The sequence below is a fragment of the Gluconobacter aidae genome (assembly GCF_009547075.1).
GTDB classification, from domain to species: domain Bacteria; phylum Pseudomonadota; class Alphaproteobacteria; order Acetobacterales; family Acetobacteraceae; genus Gluconobacter; species Gluconobacter aidae.
Genome location: NZ_WIPH01000034.1, coordinates 1 through 22598, shown reverse-complemented (window position 1 = coordinate 22598; position 22598 = coordinate 1). Strand labels below are relative to the sequence as shown.

18 protein-coding genes and 1 pseudogene are annotated in these 22598 nt (G+C 60.4%); 8 read left to right on the top strand and 11 right to left on the bottom strand.

Annotation, left to right across the window (positions count from 1 at the left end; all coding sequences use genetic code 11):
* Positions 1–241 precede the first annotated feature (241 nt).
* From GFJ39_RS11645 to GFJ39_RS11635, 3 genes are read left to right on the top strand one after another with little or no spacing between them, the layout of a single operon-like run.
* Positions 242–859 (top strand): sorbitol dehydrogenase family protein, encoded by a 618-nt coding sequence (locus GFJ39_RS11645; protein ID WP_153431491.1) that lies wholly within the window; start codon positions 242–244, stop codon positions 857–859.
* A 20-nt stretch (positions 860–879) separates the two neighbouring features.
* Positions 880–2517 (top strand): GMC family oxidoreductase, encoded by a 1638-nt coding sequence (locus tag GFJ39_RS11640; protein ID WP_153431490.1) that lies wholly within the window; start codon positions 880–882, stop codon positions 2515–2517.
* On the top strand, positions 2510–3826 hold the full coding sequence (locus GFJ39_RS11635) for a c-type cytochrome (protein WP_153431489.1): 1317 nt from the start codon (positions 2510–2512) through the stop codon (positions 3824–3826). The genes GFJ39_RS11640 and GFJ39_RS11635 overlap by 8 nt, the downstream gene beginning before the upstream one ends.
* A 75-nt stretch (positions 3827–3901) precedes the next feature.
* Here GFJ39_RS11635 and GFJ39_RS11630 read toward each other — a convergent pair whose 3' ends face one another.
* The 6 genes and pseudogenes from GFJ39_RS11630 to GFJ39_RS11605 form a co-directional block, all read right to left on the bottom strand.
* Positions 3902–4156, bottom strand: a complete 255-nt coding sequence (locus GFJ39_RS11630; RefSeq protein ID WP_153431488.1) for a hypothetical protein — start codon at positions 4154–4156, stop codon at positions 3902–3904.
* A gap of 421 nt (positions 4157–4577) precedes the next feature.
* Positions 4578–5624: pseudogene (locus GFJ39_RS11625) on the bottom strand (aldo/keto reductase).
* A 240-nt stretch (positions 5625–5864) separates the two neighbouring features.
* Positions 5865–7403, bottom strand: a complete 1539-nt coding sequence (glpK, locus tag GFJ39_RS11620; protein ID WP_153431487.1) for a glycerol kinase GlpK — start codon at positions 7401–7403, stop codon at positions 5865–5867.
* A 52-nt stretch (positions 7404–7455) separates the two neighbouring features.
* Positions 7456–8352 carry an MIP/aquaporin family protein gene (locus tag GFJ39_RS11615; RefSeq protein WP_153431486.1) on the bottom strand — a complete coding sequence of 299 codons (897 nt, stop codon included), beginning with the start codon at positions 8350–8352 and terminating at the stop codon, positions 7456–7458.
* 36 nt (positions 8353–8388) lie between these two features.
* Positions 8389–9969: a glycerol-3-phosphate dehydrogenase gene (glpD, locus tag GFJ39_RS11610; RefSeq protein WP_153431485.1), complete on the bottom strand. Its 1581-nt coding sequence runs from the start codon at positions 9967–9969 to the stop codon at positions 8389–8391.
* A 118-nt stretch (positions 9970–10087) separates the two neighbouring features.
* Positions 10088–10873: a DeoR/GlpR family DNA-binding transcription regulator gene (locus GFJ39_RS11605; protein ID WP_153431484.1), complete on the bottom strand. Its 786-nt coding sequence runs from the start codon at positions 10871–10873 to the stop codon at positions 10088–10090.
* Between the two features lie 247 nt (positions 10874–11120).
* Here GFJ39_RS11605 and GFJ39_RS11600 point away from each other — a divergent pair, with 247 nt between their 5' ends.
* Positions 11121–11549 (top strand): RcnB family protein, encoded by a 429-nt coding sequence (locus tag GFJ39_RS11600; protein WP_153431483.1) that lies wholly within the window; start codon positions 11121–11123, stop codon positions 11547–11549.
* A gap of 87 nt (positions 11550–11636) precedes the next feature.
* Here the strand turns inward: GFJ39_RS11600 and GFJ39_RS11595 are convergent, their stop codons facing one another.
* The 3 genes from GFJ39_RS11595 to GFJ39_RS11580 form a co-directional block, all read right to left on the bottom strand.
* Positions 11637–11774, bottom strand: coding sequence for a hypothetical protein (locus tag GFJ39_RS11595; RefSeq protein ID WP_153431482.1), 138 nt, complete (start codon positions 11772–11774; stop codon positions 11637–11639).
* Positions 11775–11895: 121 nt separating this feature from the next.
* Complete coding sequence (locus GFJ39_RS11590; protein WP_153431481.1) at positions 11896–12840, bottom strand: ribokinase; 945 nt, start codon at positions 12838–12840, stop codon at positions 11896–11898.
* A gap of 565 nt (positions 12841–13405) precedes the next feature.
* Positions 13406–13669: a con-10 family general stress protein gene (locus tag GFJ39_RS11580; RefSeq protein WP_153431480.1), complete on the bottom strand. Its 264-nt coding sequence runs from the start codon at positions 13667–13669 to the stop codon at positions 13406–13408.
* A 293-nt stretch (positions 13670–13962) separates the two neighbouring features.
* Between GFJ39_RS11580 and GFJ39_RS11575 the strand changes: the two genes are divergently transcribed.
* Positions 13963–14517, top strand: a complete 555-nt coding sequence (locus GFJ39_RS11575; protein WP_153431479.1) for a 5' nucleotidase, NT5C type — start codon at positions 13963–13965, stop codon at positions 14515–14517.
* Between the two features lie 149 nt (positions 14518–14666).
* Positions 14667–16877: a TonB-dependent receptor gene (locus tag GFJ39_RS11570; RefSeq protein ID WP_153431478.1), complete on the top strand. Its 2211-nt coding sequence runs from the start codon at positions 14667–14669 to the stop codon at positions 16875–16877.
* Between the two features lie 3 nt (positions 16878–16880).
* Here the strand turns inward: GFJ39_RS11570 and GFJ39_RS11565 are convergent, their stop codons facing one another.
* Both GFJ39_RS11565 and GFJ39_RS11560 read right to left on the bottom strand, forming a co-directional pair.
* Positions 16881–17522, bottom strand: coding sequence for a TetR family transcriptional regulator (locus GFJ39_RS11565; RefSeq protein WP_153431477.1), 642 nt, complete (start codon positions 17520–17522; stop codon positions 16881–16883).
* Positions 17523–17576: 54 nt separating this feature from the next.
* Complete coding sequence (locus GFJ39_RS11560) at positions 17577–17939, bottom strand: hypothetical protein (RefSeq protein ID WP_153431476.1); 363 nt, start codon at positions 17937–17939, stop codon at positions 17577–17579.
* A 173-nt stretch (positions 17940–18112) separates the two neighbouring features.
* Between GFJ39_RS11560 and metH the strand changes: the two genes are divergently transcribed.
* Positions 18113–21619 (top strand): methionine synthase, encoded by a 3507-nt coding sequence (gene metH, locus GFJ39_RS11555; RefSeq protein WP_153431475.1) that lies wholly within the window; start codon positions 18113–18115, stop codon positions 21617–21619.
* Positions 21620–21657: 38 nt separating this feature from the next.
* A complete protein-coding gene (gene purU, locus GFJ39_RS11550) occupies positions 21658–22536 on the top strand; it encodes a formyltetrahydrofolate deformylase (RefSeq protein ID WP_153431474.1) in 879 nt (292 codons plus the stop codon).
* The last annotated feature ends 62 nt before the right edge of the window (positions 22537–22598 follow it).

Genomic DNA, 22598 nt, shown 5'->3' with positions numbered 1-22598 from the left:
GTAATAAATCCTTCCGCAGATCTTCGGAAAACCTTGGAAACCACAATAAGACAATGAGCGTTTCCGTTGGTTATCCTTCCCCGACATCTCTTCCAGACTTGTATTTTTCCGGGATTATTTCCGGATAATTGACCGATCACGGTTGCATGATCACGTTGTCGCTGTAGGCTGCGGACCTCTGAAGGTGACGCGGATCACGGTCCTGTCATCAGTCTCGAGTGTATGCGAAGAGTGATTTTACATGACGAAAGATCGTCACTGCCCTCTTGTTGACCTCCATGTTTCCTCTCCCAATGCCATGCGCCTGAACTGGCTGATGCGGATGTCACGTCGTGATACGCTGATGACAGGCATGGCTGGCATGGGTGTTCTGGCGGCTGGAAATGTCGTGGCCGCAGAGCCTGCAACCGGCGCCGATCCTGAACTTGAACGCTTCATGAAGGTCTCGACACGCCTGACGGACCGCCCCTCTCTCGACCCGCGGATCGGAAAGGCGCTTTATGAGCGCATTCTCCAGTCGGGTCCCGAGCGCAAGGCCCAGCTCTCAAAACTGGCTGACCTGCTGGACGGCGGAACCCACGAGAGCGCCTCCGCCTTCGCCAAAGCTGCCGAACAGGCCGATCCGGCGTTCAAGGATGTCATTCATGACCTCATGACCGGCTGGTATCGCGGCGTCGCGGACGGCAAGGTCGTGGTCTATCGCTCGGCGCTGATGTTCGACATCACCAAGGACGCCATCTACCCCAAGACCTATGCCGCAGGCGGCCCGTTCTACTGGACGACGCAGCCGCCTGAAGTCGACAGGCCGACCGGCGCGCCCGCGCTGACGCCCTCCAAGTTCGACGTGGAACCTACCTGAGAGCGGGAACAGCATCTCCTATGTCTTCAGATCAGAATCTTTCCGCCGATGTCGTGATCGTCGGGTCCGGCGTTGCGGGCAGTTCCATTGCGAACGAACTGGCGCGCGCAGGCATTTCCGTCATCGTGCTGGAAGCCGGGCCGCGTGTGGACCGGCAGCATTTCGTCGATAATTTCCGCAATCTGGAAAACAAACCCTCCTATCAGGGGCCTTTCCCGTCCACGCCCTGGGCCGAGCATCCGCCCAACCAGATGACGCCCAACAAATACCTGCATACGAGCGGCCCGAACGCGGAAGCCTATCAGCAGGTCTATCTGCGGATGATGGGCGGCACGACCTGGCACTGGGCCGGATGTGCATGGCGCTATCTCCCATCGGATTTCGAACTCAAAAGCCGCTATGGTCAGGGCCGTGACTGGGCGCTGAAATACGACGACCTTGAGCCTTTCTATTATCAGGCCGAAGTCATGATGGGCGTGTGCGGCCCGGACCCGAAGGTCGAAGATCTGGGCTCCCCGCGCAAGCAGCCCTACCCGATGGAAGCCCTGCCGATTTCCTATGCGGCGCAGCAGTTCCGCAAGCTTATCAGCGAAAAGACGCCCTATCGCGTCGTGCATGAGCCGCAGGCCCGGAACACGAAGCCCTATGACGGCCGCCCGACCTGCGAAGGACACAACAACTGCATGCCGATCTGCCCGATCGGGGCGATGTATAACGGCGGATATTCCGTCTATCACGCCGAAGCCGCAGGCGCGAAGTTCATCCCGAACGCAGTCGTCTACAAAATCGAGCGGGACAGCGCGAACAAGAAGGTGACGGCCGTTCACTACTACGATCCGGACAAGGGTTCGCACCGTGTGACCGGCAAGTATTTCGTGATCGCCGCGCACTGCATCGAGACGGCCAAGCTGCTGCTGGTTTCGGCAGACGAGCAGAGCCCCGATGGTATCGCCAACAGCTCGGGCCATGTCGGCCGGAACATGATGGACCATACCGGCGTGCAGGTGACGTTCATCAGTGGCGACAAGGCTCTGTGGCCCGGACGCGGTCCGCTCGAAACCAACGTCATCGACAATTTCCGTGATGGCGACTGGCGCGGTGATCGCGGCGCATATCTCGTGCACATGGTCGATGACAATCAGGTCGACTTCGCAACGCAGCTTGCGATTTCAAAGGGTTATGTCGGCAGGAACCTGGAAGAGCAGATCCGTTATCTGGCCTCCCACACGGTCCGTCTGTTCAGCCATAACGAGGCCCTGCCCGATCCGGACAACCGCCTGACGCTGAGTACGACGCACAAGGACGCGCTCGGCATCCCGCATCCGGATGTCTATTACAAGCTGCCGGAATATACCGTCCGTAGCTGCGAGCACACACGCGGCCTGTTCAAAAACCTAATCGGCCTGATGCACGGCACGGACGAGCAGTGGACGCCGGGCTACTTCCCGCAGGATCATCCCTCGGGCAGCACCATCATGGGTGTGGACCCCAGGGATTCCGTGGTGGACGGCCATTGCCGGACGCATGACCACAAGAATCTGTTCATCGCGAGTTCGTCCGTCTTCTCCACGGTCGGAACCGGGAACATTACCCTCACCGTCGCAGCCCTTGCGCTTCGTGTTGCCGATACGCTGAAAAAAGAACTGCTCCATGCCTGATTTCAAAACCGTTTTCTGGTCTTTTCTTATTGGTGGAACGGTTCTGGGTGGACTGTGCGCCCCTGCCGCGCGGGCGACGGATGTGGATCAGGGCGTCATGAACCGGGGTGCCTATCTTGCCACGGCTGCGGACTGCATCGCCTGCCACACCAGGCCGGGCGGGACGCCGTTCGCCGGCGGCCTGAAGATCGCAACCCCCATGGGCGACATCATTTCCACGAACATCACGCCCGATGCGGAGCATGGAATCGGGAAGTACTCGGAGCATGACTTCGAGCGGGCCCTGCGTCGCGGCAAGCGTCGCGATGGCGAGAACCTGTATCCCGTGATGCCGTATGTCTCTTATGCAGGCATGACGGATCAGGACATTCACGCGCTCTATGTCTGGTTCATGAACGGGGTCAAACCCGTTGCCGAAACGCCGCCCGCAACCCAGCTCAGCTTTCCCAGCAATATCCGCCTGACCCTGTCGGGCTGGAACATGCTGGCGGGCAGCGAGAAGCAGGAAAGCGGCGATTCCGCGACCTATGACAAGCTGCGGCGCGGCAAATATCTGGCCACGGCGCTTGAGCATTGCGGGACATGCCACACCCCCCGCAACGTGATGCTCATGGAGAAATCCGACGAGTTCCTGGCGGGAAGCCCGGTTGGTGGCTGGTATGCGCCGAATATCACCCCGAGCAGGACCGGCGGGATCGGAGACTGGAACGAAGACGACGTCGTCCAGTATCTGCGCACCGGACGGGTCAAGGGCAAAAGCCAGGCGGCCGGCCCGATGGGCGAGGCCGTCGAGCACAGCACGAGCCATCTGACGGATGCGGATCTGCACGCGCTTGCGGCCTTCGTGCTTCAGGTCAAGCCGATTGACGACACGGCCGATCATCAGCCGCGTGATGCCTTCGGCAAGGCGAACGATATCCCTGACCTGCGCTCAGGCGAGTTGACCCGGATCGACAACCTGTCTCACAAGAGTCCGGAAAACCTGTTCGACGCCAACTGCGCTGCCTGTCATGGGCAGAATGGTGCAGGTACGGCCGATCAGTATGCGCCGTCCCTGTACAAGAACTCCGTTGTGGGCACCGGTCGTCCGGACAATCTGATCATGACGATCCTGACCGGCGTGAACCGCAAGACGGCGGACGGCCATGCCAGCATGCCTGCCTTCGGCAGCACGTCGGATGTGCAGCGTCTGGATGACGAGGAAGTCGCGAGCCTCGTGAACTATGTCAGCAAGACCTTCGGCAGCGGCACCTACCATGTGACGGCGGATCAGGTCGCCCAGGTTCGCAAGGAACATACGCAGCACTGACGCCTGCCCGTTCCGCGCGGCAGAAAGGGGAGACGGACCTGGCCCATCTCCCCTTTTTTGTGGAACTGTCCGGGATCAGCCTTCGCTGGAGCGCCTGTTCGTCAGCAGCAGGATGAAATACGGCAGGAAGAAATACAGCGCGATCATGACCATGAGCGGCCCCAGAAGCCATGCCATGTTTTCATGAAACAGGGACTGGCTGAACAGGTTGCCCAGTCCCATCATGCAACTGACGCAGAAGAAACCGCCCAGATTTGCAAGAAATCCCCGATCGCCGTTGATCTGACGCAGCTGCTGGAAAAAAGGGCTGGATTGCTGCGGGACGGTCATGCGGATATTCTTCCTGTTTGCCGGCAGAGGACGGAACAAACACGCCAGTCGCGTTCGTTCATTTCCGGGCTGACAGGCAGGATACTGCCACCTCCCGCAAGATTAAAGCCGGAACTCCATAAAAGCGCCTGATTTCACTCCGGAGATCTCTTTTCGAAAAACGCTCGGATCATGAATGATGTCTCCTCATCTTCAGGAGCTTTCCATGGATCGACATCGTGGGCTTTGAGGGATGGCAGTGCGATCGCCTGTCGCCGCGCTGTCCGGGGCGTGAGATCCAGCCAGTTCTTTGCGGCCTGAGAATTGCTCTGCGTCTTTCGTCCACATGCGCCCGGAAATCCACAAACGACGGGACGTTGGGTAGGGCGTCGCAGTCCCGTGAAGTAACCGGCATGCAGGACGCGACCGCGACGTCACACCCTCAGTGTACGGTCATTTCCATGGGCTCTTCCGCCTTCGGAACCGGAGCGTTCTCCGCCAGAAGACCTTTGCGTTTCAGGGCCTCCCAGAATTCCGCGAGTATGGGGCGGCGGAACCAGTCGAGATTCTGCTCCAGTTGAGAGACAGTCCGGGTTCCCGCGCAGAATGATCTGATGACGGGGTGCGCCACGACGAACTGGAGCGCGGCAGCAGGCAACGGCACGTCATACTCCCTGCATACCGTTTCGATCCGGGAGACACGCTCCAGAATGTCCGATGGAGCGGGCGTATAGTTGTATTTTGCCCCCGGCACAGCGCCGGTAGCGAGAATTCCGGAGTTGAACCCGCCGCCGGCAATGAGGGTGACGCCGCGCTCCTCACAGAGCGGCAGGAAGCCCTCCAGCGCATCCTGTTCGAGCAGCGTGTAACGTCCCGCCAGGAGGAAACAGTCAAAATCGCGCTGCCGGAGCGACTCATGGCAGACCTGCCATTCATTGACGCCGACACCGATCCCTTTGACCACTCCTTCGGAGCACAGTTTTTCGAGGGCGCGCCAGCTTCCATCCATCGCCTACCGAAAATATTCCGGCTGTGTATCACCATGCGTGAAACGGTCGATATCATGAATGAAAACCAGATCAACGCGCTCCAGGGCCAGGCGCTGGAGGGAGTCTTCGAAGGCACGCATCGTACCGTCATAGGTATAATCGAAAGCCATGGAGTTTGCTGCAGCATTGTTCCACGGCGTAAAATCGATCCTGCTTCGCGCCTGTGGATGCAGAACGCGACCAACCTTCGTCGTCAGCACATAATCATCACGGTCCTTCCATCGCAGCGCCTGACCAAGGTGCAGCTCCGCCAGCCCATGACCATACATCGGCGCCGCATCGAAAAGATGGATTCCGTGATCCCAGGCACGAGCGATCATGTGTTGTGCCGCGTCTTCGTCCACCTCCCGCAGAAAATTTCCCAGCGGGGCAGTTCCGAGTGCGAAGGCGGTAACATCCACTCCGCTCCGTCCAAAGGAGCGCTTCTCTGCTGCTTTCATAGCCTGTTTTCCATACCGCAAACGCCACGTCCTAACGGATTCAGGGGCTTCAATTCAGATCTTTTATTGACGCAGATCAGGAAAAAAGGATTTTTCAGCACATAAATTTCATCAATATTACAACATCCGTAAATATTGTGGATATTATTATTCTAATAATTTTGTTTTTATTATATCTATTCCATGAGAAGGCTGACGTATCCTTCGATGCGCCAGCTTTCATAAGGCTTTCCCGCGAGTTCAGGCCGCCCGGATAGACGTGACGCCCGCAGAGGGCTTCGCGGCTGGAGCGGGAGGCGTTAGTGTCCGGCGGACAGCATCGTGCCAGCCATCGATCATGATCCGGCGCTGTGCCGGGTCCATCTTCGGTGCGAAAACACGCTCCTGCTTCCAGGTAGCTGCGACTTCATCCAGGCTCTTCCACAGTCCGACCTGCAGTCCGGCAAGGAAAGCCGCGCCAAGGGCCGTGGTCTCGATATTGACCGGACGCTCGACCTCGGCCTTGAGCATGGAGGAGAGGAACTGGGCGAACCAGTCATTGACAGCCATGCCCCCGTCGATGCGCAGGATGCTGGTGCGCATGGCCCCGTCCTCACGCATGGCGCGGATCAGGTCATAGGTCTGGTAAGCTACGGATTCCAGCATGGCACGCGCGATATGCGCCTGCGTGGAACCAAGCGTCAGGCCACAGATCAGACCACGTGAATCCGGGTCCCAGTGAGGAGCGCCAAGACCAACGAAAGCCGGCACCATGTAGACGCCATGGCTGTCCGGGATGCGGGTCGCCATATCGTCGGTCTGGGAAGCATGCGTGATCAGCTTCAGCCCGTCACGCAGCCACTTGATGCCGGCGCCCGCCACGAAGATGGAACCTTCCAGCGCGTAGAAGGTCTTGCCGCCGATGCGATAGGCAATCGTGGTCAGCAGCCGGTTGTTGGACATGATCGGCTTCTCGCCGGTGTTGAGCAGCATGAAGCAGCCCGTGCCATAAGTCGCCTTGGCCATGCCCTCGTGGAAGCAGGCCTGCCCGATGACAGCGGCGTGCTGGTCGCCCGCCATGCCGCCGATGGCGATCTTCTCGCCGAACAGCTTGGCTTCCGTCTCACCGAAATCGCTGCTGTTGTCGCAGACTTCCGGCAGAAGGGCGCGCGGCACATTGAAGAGCTTCAGAAGCTCCTCGTCCCATTCCTGCGTGTGGATGTTGAACAGCGAGGTGCGGCAGGCATTGGTGATGTCCGTCGCATGACGCTTGCCGCCGGTCAGACGCCACAGCAGGAAGCTGTCGATCGTGCCAGCCGCCAGTTCGCCCGCTTCCGCGCGGCGACGGGCATCGGGGACATGATCGAGCAGCCAGGCGATCTTGCTCGCCGAGAAATACGGGTCCAGCAGCAGGCCGGTCTTTTCACGGACCATGGCTTCCTTGCCCTGCTGGCGCAGAAGGTTGCATTCATGCGCCGTGCGGCGGTCCTGCCAGACGAGCGCGCGATGGATGGCACGTCCCGTCTCGCGGTCCCAGATCACGATGGTTTCGCGCTGGTTGGTGATGCCCAGAGCCGCAATGCGCTCCGGCCCTCCGACCTCATCGATCGTCTCGCGCGCGGTGGCGAGCACATCACGCCAGATGTCCTCGACATCGTGCTCGACCCAGCCCAGCTCGGGATAATGCTGCGGGAACTCGCGGCGGGAAATGGCCAGAGCCTGCGCATCTTTTCCGAAGACAATGCTGCGGGTCGAGGTCGTGCCCTGATCAATGGCGAGGATGCAGTCTTTCTTGCTCATGATGTGTTCTCCGGCGAAAGGTCTTGGAAGTTCGAAGGGTTTCAGACGGATTTCAGGAGACCCGGTTGACGACGGGAAACGCGGGGTCGTCCGGGTTGGACACGACCAGGACCGGCTCGGCGGGATTGATCCCGTCCGGCGCCACGGTGATGGTCTGTTCGAGATAACGCGGCATGAAGGGACGCAGGCCGAACCGGTACAGGGCCGCACCGATCGGGCCACCGACCAGCGGCGCTACGACAGGAACCCAGAAGTAATTGCCCGGAGCCGGTAGCGCGCTCTGTCCCCAGCCTGCGAAGAAGCAGAACAGGCGCGGACCGAAATCACGGGCCGGATTGATGGCCCAAGCATCCAGATAACCACAGGACGCACCGATGATCGCCACCAGCAGACCAATGATAAGCGCGCTGGAGTTCGCCTGCGGAGCCTGCGTGTTGTACTGGCAGGTGATCGCGAAAATCCCGAAGACCAGAGCCGCCGTCAGGACCAGCTCGTCCCAGAACGCATGCGCCACCGTCACGAAGTCACCGGGATGGGTGAAGAACACGCCAGCCGAGCCACCATCAACGGCGCGCGTTAGGTTATGCGCCATGTTGAAGTGGTCGATGACCGGCACGTAAAGCGAGTACACCAGCGCCGCACCGGCGAAGCCGCCGAGTACTTGAGCGCTCATGTAAGGAATCACTTTCTTCCACGAGAAGCCACGGAACATGGCCAGTGAAAGGGTGACCGCCGGGTTTGCATGAGTGCCGCTGATCGCGCCGGTGGCATAGATCGCCACCGTCACGCCCAGACCCCAGACGATGCACACGCCCCAGTAGGCCGTTTTGTACGGACTGGGATCATAGAGCGAGTACATGGCCGCAACCCCATCTCCGAAGAGGATGATGATTGCGACAGCGAAGAACTCCGAAAGGAGTTCACCAAGGTAACGCCTGTTTTCTGACATGACTGTCATCCGCCACGAAAAAGGAAGCGATAAGGCTCAGGCGACGTTCTGACGTGCGACCTGGCCTGGATTGGAATCAGGGGTGGCATCCCCTTGCAGTCGCCCTTCGACATAGGTCTGAAGGGCGGCGCGATCGGCATCGCTGACAAACAGGCCAAGCCGCGAACGACGCCACAGGATGTCCTCGGCGGTACGGGCCCATTCGTTGTCGATGAGGTAGTCCACCTCTCGGGCACTGAGCGTGTCACCGAACATCTGGCCCATTCCTTCGGGCGTGGACGTGGCGATGATATAAGCACGCAGGCCGTAATTACGCATCAGACGCCAAGATGTGCGCTCGGACAGATGCGGCGCATGAGCCCGGAAACGGCTGAGCTGGGCGTCGAAATCCTTCGGCGCGAACTCTCCGCCCGGAAGCGGCGTGCCATCTGTCCAGCCGGGCTTGCGCAGGACCGGAAGATGCGGCGCGAGCTTCTCGACAGCGTGTTCGGCCAGCTTGCGGAAGGTCGTGATCTTGCCCCCGAAAACCGACAGGATCGGCGCGGCGGTCGCATCCACATCCAGGACATAATCGCGCGTGACAGCCGAAGCATTGCCCGAATTGTCGTCATAAAGCGGACGCACGCCGGCATACGTCCAGACGACATCCTCAGGACGGACGGTCTTCGTGAAATAGCGGTTCACGCTCTCGCACAGATAGGTGATTTCGTCAGGCGAGATCTCGACATGACCCGGATCCTGCTCCCACGGAACATCCGTGGTGCCGATCAGGGTGAAATCCTGCTCGTAGGGAATGGCGAAAACAATCCGCTTGTCCGGGTTCTGGAAAATGTAAGCCTGCGCCCCTTCGAAAACGCGCGGCACCACGATATGACTACCCTTGACCAGACGCACGCGGTTGCGGCTCGGCACGTTCAGGCGATCCTTCAGCAGTTCGGCAACCCACGGACCTGCCGCATTAACGAGCGCCTTGGCCTGAACCGTGCTCTGCTCGCCCGTGCGGGTGTTTTCAAGCGTGGCGGTCCAGCCCTGCGGTCCACGCACGGCCTTGACGAGGCGGGTCCGCGTTTCGATCTTCGCACCAACGCGCACGGCATCCATCGCATTGAGAACGACAAGCCGGCTGTCCTGCACCCAGCCATCCGAATATTCGAAACCGCGCACATATTCCGAACGCAACGGCTTTCCTGCCGGAGCCGTCCGCAGGTTCAGAGCCTTCGTTCGCGGCAGCGTCATATTCGGGCACAGATGGTCGTACAGGAACAGTCCCGTCCGCAGCAGCCAAGCCGGACGCAGCATTTTCGAATGCGGCAGCACGAAGCGCATCGGCCAGATGATGTGCGGTGCGATCTTCAGCAGACGCTCGCGCTCCATCAGGGCCTCGCGGACCAGCCGGAATTCGTAATATTCGAGATAACGCAGGCCACCGTGAATCAGCTTGGTGCTTGCGGACGACGTATGGCTTGCAAGGTCATCCTGCTCGACGAGAAGCACACTCGCTCCCCTGCCCGCGGCATCCCTCGCGATGCCACAGCCGTTGATCCCGCCACCTACAACCAGCAGGTCGTAAGGCATGGATGAATCCACCGTGGATGAAACCTCGTGAATCGATGACATCACACTCTCCTGTCATCACGCTCCAAAACGAGCGGTCAATGTTCGTTTTGGAGCATGTTGAGCGATAAAGAAAGTATTTTGTGTGATTCGTAACGCAATAGTGTGGAGCGATAAGAAATCAGGCGTTATTTTCAGCCAGATGAAGCGTGACGCCTGCCGCGTCCAGATGGCGCTGAAACGCCTCGGAGACCGGCCGGTCGGTAATCAGATCATCAATATCCTCAAGATTGCCGACACGCCCCATGGGATGGCGACTGAACTTGGCGTGATCGGCCAGAAGCAGGACGCGCCGTGAATTGCGAATGATCGTTCGCGCACACTGGATCTCGCTCAGATCGAAATCCAGCAGGGTTCCGTCTTCCTCGATTCCGCTGATCCCGATCACGCCGAATTCCGTGCGAAAGGACGACAGGGTCTCGATGGCGGTCGCCCCGAGAATGGCCCCGTCCCGCGGTCGCAACTGCCCACCGGCAAGGACGGTATGAAAATCCGCCCGTCCGGAAACCAGCGACGCGACATGCAGATTGTTCGTCACGATCCGCAGATCCCTGTGGTTTGTCAGCGCACGGGCGAAGGCTTCCGTCGTGGTACCGATATTGATGAACAGCGAAGAACGGTCTGGAATCAGTGAGGCGGCATAACGCCCGATTGCGTCCTTCGCCGAAGAATTGAGAATCTGACGCGCGTCATAATCCAGGTTTTCCACCGTCGAAACCGGTGTCGCGCCGCCATGGTGCCGGCACAGCAGGCCCAGCCCGGCGAGATAGGTCACATCCCGGCGAATGGTCTGGACCGCAACGCCGAAATGCTGGGCCATGTCTTCATTGGCCATATAGCCCTGACTGCGGACCAGACGCACGATCCGGTCCTGTCGAGGGCTGGTCTGAGAAGGCTCTTGAGGCATGGCACGGTCCAGAGAAAGAATGTGAGAAAACGAACATAAGCGCACATTGTATCACACGGAAAGCCGGTGAAGACCCTCCCCGACCTTTCCATCACACCAAAAGAAACCGGGGCTCTTCCGGGCCGTTACATCGCGCGGTCCAAAAGCCATATTCCAGCCACGCTTGAAGGGCTTTATGACAGTTCAGAGCATGTCCCCGGCCGTTTCAGCCGGGCGGTCATGACTGGACTGGGTTTGAAGGTGCGTTATGAAGACAAGACTTTTTGCAGGACTGATGGCTGCCTGCATCCTCGCCGCGACGCCTCTCGCCTCTGCCGATCCGCGTGACGGCGGTCCGGGAGGGCCCGGCGGCGGTCACGGAGACTTCCGCGGTGGTGGTCCTGGTGGCGGACAGAACCGCATCTGGCGTCGTGGCGACCGTTATGACGGTCCTCGTGGCAATCGCTGGGCCGTGAACAACTGGCGCAGTTATCGCGGCCTCTATGCCCCGCCGCGAGGCTATTACTGGATGCGCTACGGCAACCAGTTCCTGCTGACGGCTCTCGCCACAGGTCTCATCGCGGGCGTCGTGGCTGCGAACGGCGGAATGGTCCAACCGGGCGCGCCTGTTCCGCCGCCCCCACCGCCTCCGCCACCAGGTGCCGTGGCTCCGGGATATGGCCACGGACCGTACTGACCGCACGACCTTCCAGACCAGTAAAGGCAGGGCTCTTACGGAGCCCTGCTTTTTTCGTATCTGCGCAAAACCGAAGTTAACCGGGGATCATTTGGACATGCAGGTACAGTACACATGCACGATGGCGAAAATAACGAAGCCGGTCATCCAGAAATAGCTGGCATGAATATGGCCGGCGGCATCCATGGTCGTCGTCATGCAGGCGACCAGAAAAAACACTGTCATGAGAGCGCCGGACAAAACCATCCAGATAATGCGTTTTCTGGTCATTTCTCCATGGGTCCATTCTGAAATTTTCTGGCGGGGACCCTGAACCCAAAAAACCAATGCCGCAAGCAGGGTTTTTTCAAACCCGGATCAGGGATGCGACTTCATTCCATTCCGGCGCGGCATCAGCGGCGCCATGCCGGGTCGTGGCGAGAGCCCCGCAGGCGGACGCGGTCCGTGCGGCATCAGGCAGGCTTTCCCCGCAAGCCAGCGCCACAGCCAGACCGGCGTTAAAGCAGTCTCCGGCCGCCACGGTATCGATCGGAACAACCCGGAATGGCGGCAGATGACCCGATCCGGTCCCGTCATGCCAGAACACACCCTTCGCCCCCATCTTCACCAGAACCGCCCGCACACCTTTCGCCAGCAGGATTTCCGCGGCCCTGCGAGCCTCTTCCACTGTTGTGGGACGGATGCCGGTCAGGCTGAAGGTTTCGCTTTCATTGGGCGTGAGAACGTCAATCTCGGACCACAGCGCTTCGGGCAGTCCATGCTCCGGCGCAGGTGCCGGGTCCAGCACGACGAGGCCGCCCGCGCTCCGGGTCCGGCGCGCCGCAGCCAGAACGGCAGACTGAGGGATTTCAAGCTGAAGCAGCAGGATTTTCGCCCGATCCAGCCAGGGTGCCGCGACCACGATATCCGTTTCATCCACCGCCATGTTCGCCCCACCGGCGACGGTGATGCAGTTTTCGGCTGCCGCATCGATCCCGATCAGGGCAATCCCGGTCGGGTTCTCCGCATCATCCCGCAGGGGCGACAGATCCACCCCGAACCCGGCAAGGCTGGCCCGGGCCTGGGCCCCGAACGCATCGCATCCCACACGTCCCGCCAGCGCGACATCCACGTCAAATGCCTGCGCCAGCCTCGCGGCCGCGGCCGCCTGGTTGCTGCCTTTGCCGCCCAGACCGATCGCATAGCTCTCGGCATGAACAGTCTCACCCGGGCGCGGAAGCCGCTGGCTGCGGGCCGTCAGATCGATATTGATGCTGCCGAAGGAAAGGATCAGGGGCGTCCGCAAAGTCATGTCCAAAGGGCCAGAAGCTGAAGAAACAGGGATTTTTCCGAGCCTGCTTATCGGATGCCCCGCAGCCCTTCAAGCGGGGCGAAGATTACTTCATGAGGGTCACGGTCTCGACACGGACTATGGGACCCACCGAATGAAGAAGCGTGCTCATCCCCCATTGTCGCGGGTCAAAACGGGCAAAGCTCTGGCATCGTCGCAGATCCTGTTCATACTGATCGCGGATGGCGAGTGATACGCAACGACCATGATCCGCGAGATCAACCTCGGCGCCGTGCGGATCGGGGATTATGTGCCGGTCCATTTCATGACCGACCGTGGCAGCCCAATATTATGACCAATGGTGAAATCCTGCCATCGGACACCCAGCCCCACATGCATCCCCCCCCCGCCCCGGAAATTGCGGTGCAGAACGGTTATCCGGTCGGATGCCTGTTACACTCCGCTGATTGCGACGATCGGACTGACCTTCGGGACGGGATCGCCCGATCAGGAGTGATCCACTCGGCACAAAGCCTGCCGGAGACACTCCCACGGCAGGCCTTGCGATAGAGATCGGGAAAGCGGATCAGGATTTATGGGACGCCTGTCCCCCTTTTCGCCCCGCCTCGGACGCCTTTTGCGGGTCCCTGGCGAAGCCCCGGCCTGAATGTTCACCACCAGCGGAAGAGGATGCCCCCTTGGTGGAGTGGCTGTTATGGCCGCCCTTGCGCCCGGCTTCCGATGCCTTTTCGCGATCCTGCGAAAAATTGCCCGGATTGCCGGAACTGCCGCTTCCGGCGCCCTGAACTGCGGAAACGATACGGAAATTCTCTTCATATTTACGAAACATGATGGTTTTCCTTCTACAGGTGCCGATCCGTCCTCTTCTGGAAAAAGAAGTTCTGAACCGGACCATCCGACAACAGAACCCCACGCTTGCAGTTACTGAAATACAGAACAAGAATATTTTACTTTAAGTAAAGCGTTTTCTGTTCGGAATGACACATTTGAAATACTTATTCATCAGGAGATGAAATGCTTTTATTAAAGTAATCATTTATTTTTATCACTCCCGATATCCACCCCCTTGCCTTGCCCCCCGATCAGGACGAAGTTTGCTCTTCTTCAGTTCCGGAGCTTCCCATGACCCCCTTCCGCCTGCGTCTGGCCGTCGATATGGATGAAGTCCTGGCCGATGCGTTCTCCGCGCAACGTGCGTGGTTCCGCAGAACCTGCGGCTATGAGTGGACCGATGCCGAACTGCGCGGGCGCCACTTCAAGGATCTTGTCTCCCCTGAAGACTATGCAGCCATGGAAGCCATGCTGCATCAGGGTGATTTTTTTGCCTCACTCGGCGTCATGCCAGGCGCACAGGATGCCATTTCAGCCCTGTGCGAAACCTGCGAAGTCTTCATCACGACGGCCGCCATGGAATATCCAGCGTCCTGCGCGCCCAAATTTGCCTGGCTTCGGGAACATTTTCCCTGCATCTCGCCACTGAACATCGTTTTCTGCGGCGACAAGAGCATTCTGGCCGCCGATGTGATGATCGACGACAACCTGCGTCACTTCAGGCGGTTTCAGGGACAGGGCGTTCTTTTCGCGGCCCCTCATAACGCATTGGAAACCTGGAGTCCGCGTGCGGAGAACTGGCAGGATGCCCTGACGATCGTGGATCGGATGGATGCAGACCGGTAAAATCGGCCACATCTGTATCTTTCAGGAAACAGCCACGAACAAACCCGGTCGCAAAAGCACGACTCCGGGCGAATCTTTTTGACACTGAGTGCCAAAATACAGAGAGGAAAGCTTAGCTTTACGACGTAGACCAATCAGGACCGACCGCCATGAAATCCGCACGCCTGCTGCTTTGCCTTCTCTCCGGCTCTGTCCTGAGCAGTCTGCCAGCATTGGCAGCGGAAACACAACCGGCTTCTTCCAAGCAGAAAGCGGTACATCCCGCACACCCGGCCAAGACCGCCCCTGCCACACCAAAGGCCGAGACCATCATCGTTCGCAGCCGCAACGGTTCGGGCACGGCAGCGGATTACCGGACCAAGGACGTGGCGCTTGGCCCCCTTGGAACACGCTCGGTCCTCGATACACCGATGTCCATTATGGTCGTACCGCATGATGTTCTGGTGAACCAGCAGTCGCGCAACATCAACGATCTCGTAGCCTATGTTCCATCCGCGCAGCTTGAGATGCGCGGCGATCCGAACACCAGCCGCCCGCAGTCCCGTGGCTTTGAAGGTGACGTGATTGCCAATACCCGCATGGACGGGCTGAACATGGTCATCACCACGCCCTACGCCGCTGAACAGTTCGACAGCCTTCAGGTTCTCAACGGTCTGGCAGGCGCGCTGTATGGACCGCAGAACCCGGCGGGTACGTTCGACTTCACACTCAAGCGCCCGACCGACCGCATGACCGAACGCTTCGTCGTGGGCACGGACTCCATTGGTGCCCCGCTGGAAAGCGCCGATGTTTCCGGGCGCGTAGGCAGAAACAAGTGGTTCGGCTATCGCCTGAACCTGCTGAACCAGAACGGCGAAGGCTATGTCGAAGGTTCGCATCTGCGGCGTGATCTCGTCAGCGGCGATTTCGACATCCATCTCTCACCCAAAACCGTCATCCAGATCGACGCCAGCCAGTATACCTACGCCGAACGCGGCTATCCGGGCGGTTTCGCATACAGCACCGCGATCCAGCTGCCCCAGGCGCCGGATCTGGGCCAGAAGGGTTATGGTCAGCCACAGGCGGGCTATAACATGGAAACCGACACGGCGATGGCCAAGATCATCCATAACTTCAACGACAACTGGAGCCTCAAGCTCGGTGGTCTGTGGCAGAATGCGGCCCGTAACGTCTTCAGCACGTCCAACCAGCTTCTCAATTCCGCCGGCCTGTACAAGCAGACGGTCTCCGCGGCCCTCACGGCCAATGACTTCGTGGCCGGCAGCAACATGGCCTACCTGAACGGCAAGTTCCGCACCGGGCCCCTGCGGCACCAGATCGAGCTTGGCACGAACGGCTACGTGATGGGGAACTACAACCCGACCTCATCCACCGGAACCATCACGCTGGGTGAAGCCACGATCGGCCACCCCAAGAGATTCGCGAGCACCCAGCCCTATTATTCCGGCCGCTACAAATCCGCCGATACGATGAACCAGTCGCTGCTGGCGGGCGATACCATCTCTCTGGGCAAGCACTGGTCGATCATGGGGTCGCTCGCCTGGAGCTGGCTGAGCACGAACAACTATGCCAAGACCGGCACCAAGACGTCCAGCTATACGCGCTCGGCCGCGTTCAGCCCGATGACGAGCCTGATGTACAAACGGACAGACAATCAGACGCTGTATTTCACCTGGGGGCGCTCGCTTCAGGCAGGAACGACGGCGCCTGCGGGGTCGGCCAATGTCAATGAAGTCACGGCCCCGCTGCTCTCGGAAGAATACGAGGTCGGTTACAAGATCCTGATCGCGAAGCGCATGCAGGTGAACATCGCCGGTTTCCGCATGTCGCGCCCGTTCGGGTTTGTGGACCCGGCAACGAATGTCTATGGCAATTTCGGCAACCAGCGGAACTATGGCGTCGAGTTCCAGGCTTCGGGCAACATCACCGAGAACCTGACATTCCTCGGCGGCATGACCTGGCTGGACGCACAGCTTCTGGACACGAACTCCACCAAGACCTCCAACAAGCAGGTCGTAGGTGTCCCGCCGCTGATGGCGAACGCGCTGCTGGATTATCGGCTGCCCTTCCTGAAAGGCGCCGCCGTCAACGCGAACGTTCATTACATGGGCCGCCGCGCCGCCAATGTGTACAACACGACCTTCGCGCCGTCCTATGTCACGCTGGATCTGGGCGCGCGTTACGCGACCCATGCCTACGGACAGCCGCTGGTGTTCCGTTTTGGGGTCAACAACGTTACGAACCAGAGCTACTGGGCGTCCGTCTATCCGTCGAGCATCAATGGCGTGAGCAGTGCGACGAACTCCGCCGTGGCCGGTCTGCCGCGCACCTATCACTTCAGCATCGAGCTGGACCTCTGAGGTTCAGCCCGAGCTCAGGGGGAAGTCATTCTGCCACAGAAGGGGCTGGAGCGTGAACGTCCGGCGCAGGATGGCTTCCAGATCGGATTTCCCCCCCGTCTTCATCCATTCATCCAGCGCGGTCCGGAACGTCGCGATCGCCGTCCGGGCCAGAAGCCGGGCCGCGAGAGACGGCATTTCGGTGGCGGGCAGCCGGGCGATCAGCGCAGTCGCCAGCGTCTCTTCCCATTCGGAATATCGACGCAGGGCCATGTCCCGCAGGGCGGGCGTCCCTTCCACGAGCCTGACAACGGCGTAAGCGTCCATCCTGTCAGACGAATAACACGCCACGACCGGCACCAGTCCGGCCAGAACAGCATCCTGTAACGGAACATCCAGCGGCACGTCGCGAATGGCCTCGGTCAGGATTGTGGTCACGCTTCCGGTCCAGGCCAGAATAATATCTGCCTTGCCAGGGAAGTACCGAAACAGAGTGCGCCGGGAAACCTGCGCGGCCTCGGCAATTTCGTCGACGGACGTCTCCTCGTAACCATGGGTGGAGAACAGGCGCATCGCCTCGCGCACCAGCGCGGCGTGGGTGCGGTCCTTCTTGCGCTGCCGGAGCGGCCCGTCCTGCTCGCCATCCTGATTTGCGTCTGTCGTCATGTCGTCCAGTTATCCCGAAGTCCCTCAGGCGCATAGACCCGATCTTCAAAACCCTCAGGGCGCAAGCCTGTACCGGGCGCGGACCAGAACGTCATTTTCAAGCTGTTGCCTGATCGCCACAAGATCCTTTTCCCCAACCAGAACCGCGACTTCCCGAAAAAAAGGCCGCCTGCCAGTCACCCGATCCTGAAAGACCTGCGCCAGAACCATGGCAACAGGATCACGGGTGCAACACAGACATCCCGCCACATGACGGCTCATAAAGGGTGAAACAGCCGGTCTATCGGCCACGTTGCCCCATCCGCCCTCTGCCCCGGGATCACCGACCAGCAGGGCGTTGCGCCTGCGTGCTGCGGGCCATTCCACCGGATCGGACAGGAGGGTCAGCGGGATCAGCGCGGTGGCGGAAGACGTCATGCGACCTTCTGTAGCAGTCCCGCACAGAGCAGGCAGCATTTTCGTGCTGTTGCCTCTTTGCCGGGGCGGAACCGTTTTGCTACACCCTCCTGTCCCTGACCGTGTATAGAGGCGCTGCCCCGAGCCGGGACCAGTCCATCCTCCGTCATTCCCAATTACAGAGCCCGCCCCCCATGTCCTCACGCCCCCATCTGCTTGACGCCCTCTCCGATCAGGTCCTGCTGTGCGATGGCGGCATGGGATCGCGGGTGCAGATGCTGGATCTGGAAGTCGAGCGCGATTACTGGGGGCAGGAAAACTGCACGGAAATCCTGAACCTCTCGCGCCCGGAACTCGTCCGCGAAATCCATCGCGGCTATTTCGAAGCCGGGGCGGACATGGTGGAGACGAACACGTTCGGCGGCTCCATCGTCACGCTGGCGGAGTTCGGGCTTCAGGACCGCACGCGCGAAATCAACCGCACTGCGGCCACGCTGGCCCGTGAGGCGGCCGAGACATTCTCGGACGGACGGCACCGCTATGTCATCGGCTCCATCGGCCCGGGCACGAAACTGCCGACGCTGGGCAACATTGCCTATGACCACCTGGAAGCCGGTCTGGTCGAACAGTGCCGCGGACTGATTGATGGCGGCGTTGACGGGTTCCTGATCGAGACGTGTCAGGACACGCTCCAGATCAAGGCAGCGGTGAATGCTGCCAAGATTGCGCGGGTCGAACTCGGCTCCGATGCGCCGATCTTCGTACAGGTCACGGTCGAGACCACGGGCACGCTGCTGGTCGGCCCCGATATCGCCGCGGCCGCCACCACCGTTCAGGCGCTGGACGTCCCCTCGCTCGGCCTGAACTGCGCGACCGGCCCGCAGGAAATGGGCGAGCATGTGCGCTGGCTGTCAGAAAACTGGCCTGGCCTCATTTCCATGCAGCCCAATGCCGGCCTTCCCGAGCTTGTGGACGGCAAGACCGTCTATCCACTCAGCCCCGAAGAAATGGCTGTCTGGATGGAGCGCTTCGTTCAGGAGGACGGACTGAACCTGATTGGCGGTTGCTGTGGCACATCCACGCCGCATATTCAGGCGCTGGACGGGATGCTCCGTCGCCTTGGTGGCACGAAACTGCGCCCTGCCCCGATCAAGCGCAGCACGGTCTGGATGCCATCGGTCTCCAGCCTCTACACCCAGACGCCGCTCCGTCAGGAGAATAGCTATTTCTCCATCGGCGAGCGCTGCAACGCCAACGGCTCCAAGAAATGGCGCGAGCTTCAGGAGGCCAATGACTGGGATGGCTGCGTCGCCATCGGGCGCGAACAGGCGGCAGAGGGTTCCAACGCGCTCGATATCTGCACGGCCTTCGTCGGGCGCGATGAAGTCCGTGAAATGAACGAGGTCGTCACGCGCTTTACGTCGTCCGTGAATGCGCCGCTGGTGATCGATTCCACCGAAACCCCCGTCATCGAGGCCGCGCTCAAGCTGCATGGCGGCAAGCCGATCATCAACTCGATCAACTTCGAGGATGGTGAGGAACAGGCGCATGCCCGCATGAAGCTGGCCCGCAAGTTCGGCGCGGCGATGATTGCACTGACGATCGACGAAGTCGGCATGGCGAAGGAGCCGCAGGACAAGCTGCGCATCGCCGAACGTCTGGTCGATTTTGCGTGCAATCAATACGGGCTGCCGCAGTCTGATCTGATGATCGACCCGCTGACCTTCACCATCGCCACAGGCGTGGAAGACGACCGCAAGCTCGGGCAGTGGACGCTTGAGGGCATCAGGCTGATCCGCGACAAGTTCCCGGATATCCAGATCATCCTTGGCCTGTCGAACATCTCCTTTGGCCTGAACCCTGCCGCGCGTGCGGTGCTGAACTCGGTGTTCCTGGATCATGCGGTCAAGGCCGGCATGACGGGTGCGATCGTCCATGTCTCCAAGATCCGTCCGCTGCATCTGATTGCCCCCGAAGAGGTCAAGGTCGCGGAAGACCTGATCTTCGACCGTCGCACCGAAGACTACGATCCGCTCCAGAAGCTGCTGGAACTGTTCGCCGGACGCAAGGCCGCCGATGCCGTCAAGAAGCGCCGCGCCGAAACCCCGGCGGAGCGCCTGAAAGACCGAATCGTGGACGGTGACCGCAAGGGCATCGAACAGGATCTCGAAGACGCGATGGCGGAAATGCCGGCGCTCGACATCATCAACAATGTCCTGCTCGATGGGATGAAGGTCGTGGGCGAGCTGTTCGGGTCGGGCAAGATGCAGCTCCCGTTCGTGTTGCAATCCGCCGAGACGATGAAGACCGCCGTGGCGTGGCTTGAGCCGCACATGGAGCGCGTGGAAGGCCAGCATCGCGGAACGATGGTGCTCGCCACCGTCAAGGGCGACGTCCATGACATCGGCAAGAACCTCGTGGACATCATCCTGACCAATAACGGCTATCAGGTCATCAATCTGGGCATCAAGGTGCCGCTCGCGGATATGATCGCAGCCGTGAAGGAGCACAAGGCGGATGCGCTCGGCATGTCCGGGCTTCTGGTGAAGTCCACGGTCATCATGCGCGAAAACCTTGAGGAAATGCACCGGCAGGGCTTTGACGTTCCGGTCATTCTCGGCGGCGCGGCCCTCACGCGCAATTACGTCGAGGAAGAATGCGCCCGCTCCTATGGCGCCGGGGAACCGGGGCGCGTGGCCTATGCGCGCGACGCGTTCGACGGTCTGGGCCTGATGGACAGGATCGCCAACAAGGAACTCGATTCCTATCTGGGCGCGATCCAGACACGCCGCGCCAGCCAGGCGAGCCGCAAGACGGCGCGCGCACCGGAAATCGCGGAAACGCGCGGCTTTGGCGTCGTGGATCGCGAGGCCGCCAAGGCCCGGCGTGAGCGGATTTCAGGCTCCGAGCCTGTCATTACACCGCCTTTCTGGGGTGGGCGTGTGCTCGAAGCGACGCCCAATGCGGTTCTGCCGTTCCTCAATGAGCGCTCGCTGTACCAGTTCCAGTGGGGCTTCCGGAAACAGGGCCGCTCGCTCGACGAATTCATGGAATACGCCAGGATCGAACTGCGCCCCGTGCTGAAGCGCATGCTGGCGCTGAGTGCCGAGCAGGACATCATCCGGCCGCAGGCGATCTATGGGTACTGGAAAGCCGCGGGCGACGGGAATGATCTCGTGCTGTTCGAAGAGGACGGCAAAACGGAGGCCGCACGCTTTACCATGCCGCGACAGCCCAAGGATGACGGCGAGTGCATCGCCGATTTCGTGCGCGATATCAGCGACGGTGTCCGCGACGTGGTCGGGCTTCAGGTCGTGACCGTCGGGCAGAAAGCCTCCGATCTGGCACGGGTGTGGTTCGAGGAAAACCGCTATCAGGACTATCTGTACCTGCATGGCCTGTCGGTCGAAATGGCGGAAGCCATGGCGGAATATACCCATAAGCGTATCCGCGCCGAGCTGGGCTTCGCGGGCGACGACAACCGCGACATGGAGAAGCTGCTCTCGCAGTCCTATCGCGGCTCACGCTATTCCTTCGGCTATCCCGCCTGCCCGCGGCTTGAGGATCAGGAACCGATCCTGAAAATGCTGGATGCCGAACGCATCGGCGTGTCGCTTTCGGACGGCTATCAGCTCCACCCCGAACAGTCGACCTCGGCGCTCGTGATGCTGAACCCGCGGGCGAAATACTTCACCGTCTGAGGACGGCAGGCTTTAAAAAAGACGAGAAAAGACAGTCCATGACGGCCCCATCAGTTCCGCAGACCACCTATGTCCTGACGCTTTCCTGCCCCAACCGCCCGGGCATCGTGGCGGCAATCAGCGGCAGGCTTGCGGAACTGAACGCCAACATCACCGAAGCCCAGCAGTTTGACGACCGGGACAGCACGATCTTTTTCATGCGCATCGTCTTCGAGATCACGGGTGGCCAGACCGGCACGCAGCAGCTTCGCGACACGCTGGCTGTTCTGGGTGCGACGTTCAGCATGGAATGGGCCCTGCATGACCGGAGCGTAAAACCGAAGGTCCTGCTGATGGTGTCGCGCTTCGATCACTGTCTGGTCGATCTGCTGTATCGCTGGCGCATCGGGGAACTGTCGATCGCGCCGGTCGCGATCGTGTCAAACCATCCCCGCGACGTGTTCGCGGATCTGGATTTCTACGGCATCCCGTTCCACCACCTTCCCGTCACGAAAGACACCAAGCCCGCGCAGGAAGCGCGCATTCTGGAGCTGTTTGCCGCGACCGGGGCCGAACTGGTCATTCTCGCGCGCTACATGCAGGTTCTGTCCAATGAGATGGCCGCCAGCCTGTCAGGCCATTGCATCAACATCCACCATTCCTTCCTGCCCGGCTTCAAGGGCGCGCGTCCCTATCATCAGGCTTTCGCGCGCGGCGTGAAGCTGATCGGCGCGACCGCCCATTACGTCACGCGCGATCTGGATGAAGGCCCGATCATCGAACAGGACGTGGAGCGCATTTCCCATGCGGACACCCCCGATGACCTGATCCGCAAAGGACGCGATATCGAACGCCGCGTTCTGGCCTGTGCTGTCCGGTATCACATTGAGCGCCGGACCATCATCAACGGCAACAGGACAGTCGTCTTCACGCCCTGAGCCCTGCTTTTCGTCGACAGGACATGAATATTTCGCACGACACCCGGAATATTCTCTCCTAG

What these genes read in the sequence shown, in the direction of transcription:
- GFJ39_RS11645 (WP_153431491.1), top strand. Translation starts at nt 242, where the DNA reads ATGACGAAAGATCGTCACTGCCCTCTTGTTGACCTCCATGTTTCCTCT.
- GFJ39_RS11640 (WP_153431490.1), top strand. Translation starts at nt 880, where the DNA reads ATGTCTTCAGATCAGAATCTTTCCGCCGATGTCGTGATCGTCGGGTCC.
- GFJ39_RS11635 (WP_153431489.1), top strand. Translation starts at nt 2,510, where the DNA reads ATGCCTGATTTCAAAACCGTTTTCTGGTCTTTTCTTATTGGTGGAACG.
- GFJ39_RS11630 (WP_153431488.1), bottom strand. Translation starts at nt 4,156, where the DNA reads ATGACCGTCCCGCAGCAATCCAGCCCTTTTTTCCAGCAGCTGCGTCAG.
- glpK (WP_153431487.1), bottom strand. Translation starts at nt 7,403, where the DNA reads ATGAGCAAGAAAGACTGCATCCTCGCCATTGATCAGGGCACGACCTCG.
- GFJ39_RS11615 (WP_153431486.1), bottom strand. Translation starts at nt 8,352, where the DNA reads ATGTCAGAAAACAGGCGTTACCTTGGTGAACTCCTTTCGGAGTTCTTC.
- glpD (WP_153431485.1), bottom strand. Translation starts at nt 9,969, where the DNA reads ATGTCATCGATTCACGAGGTTTCATCCACGGTGGATTCATCCATGCCT.
- GFJ39_RS11605 (WP_153431484.1), bottom strand. Translation starts at nt 10,873, where the DNA reads ATGCCTCAAGAGCCTTCTCAGACCAGCCCTCGACAGGACCGGATCGTG.
- GFJ39_RS11600 (WP_153431483.1), top strand. Translation starts at nt 11,121, where the DNA reads ATGAAGACAAGACTTTTTGCAGGACTGATGGCTGCCTGCATCCTCGCC.
- GFJ39_RS11595 (WP_153431482.1), bottom strand. Translation starts at nt 11,774, where the DNA reads ATGACAGTGTTTTTTCTGGTCGCCTGCATGACGACGACCATGGATGCC.
- GFJ39_RS11590 (WP_153431481.1), bottom strand. Translation starts at nt 12,840, where the DNA reads ATGACTTTGCGGACGCCCCTGATCCTTTCCTTCGGCAGCATCAATATC.
- GFJ39_RS11580 (WP_153431480.1), bottom strand. Translation starts at nt 13,669, where the DNA reads ATGTTTCGTAAATATGAAGAGAATTTCCGTATCGTTTCCGCAGTTCAG.
- GFJ39_RS11575 (WP_153431479.1), top strand. Translation starts at nt 13,963, where the DNA reads ATGACCCCCTTCCGCCTGCGTCTGGCCGTCGATATGGATGAAGTCCTG.
- GFJ39_RS11570 (WP_153431478.1), top strand. Translation starts at nt 14,667, where the DNA reads ATGAAATCCGCACGCCTGCTGCTTTGCCTTCTCTCCGGCTCTGTCCTG.
- GFJ39_RS11565 (WP_153431477.1), bottom strand. Translation starts at nt 17,522, where the DNA reads ATGACGACAGACGCAAATCAGGATGGCGAGCAGGACGGGCCGCTCCGG.
- GFJ39_RS11560 (WP_153431476.1), bottom strand. Translation starts at nt 17,939, where the DNA reads ATGACGTCTTCCGCCACCGCGCTGATCCCGCTGACCCTCCTGTCCGAT.
- metH (WP_153431475.1), top strand. Translation starts at nt 18,113, where the DNA reads ATGTCCTCACGCCCCCATCTGCTTGACGCCCTCTCCGATCAGGTCCTG.
- purU (WP_153431474.1), top strand. Translation starts at nt 21,658, where the DNA reads ATGACGGCCCCATCAGTTCCGCAGACCACCTATGTCCTGACGCTTTCC.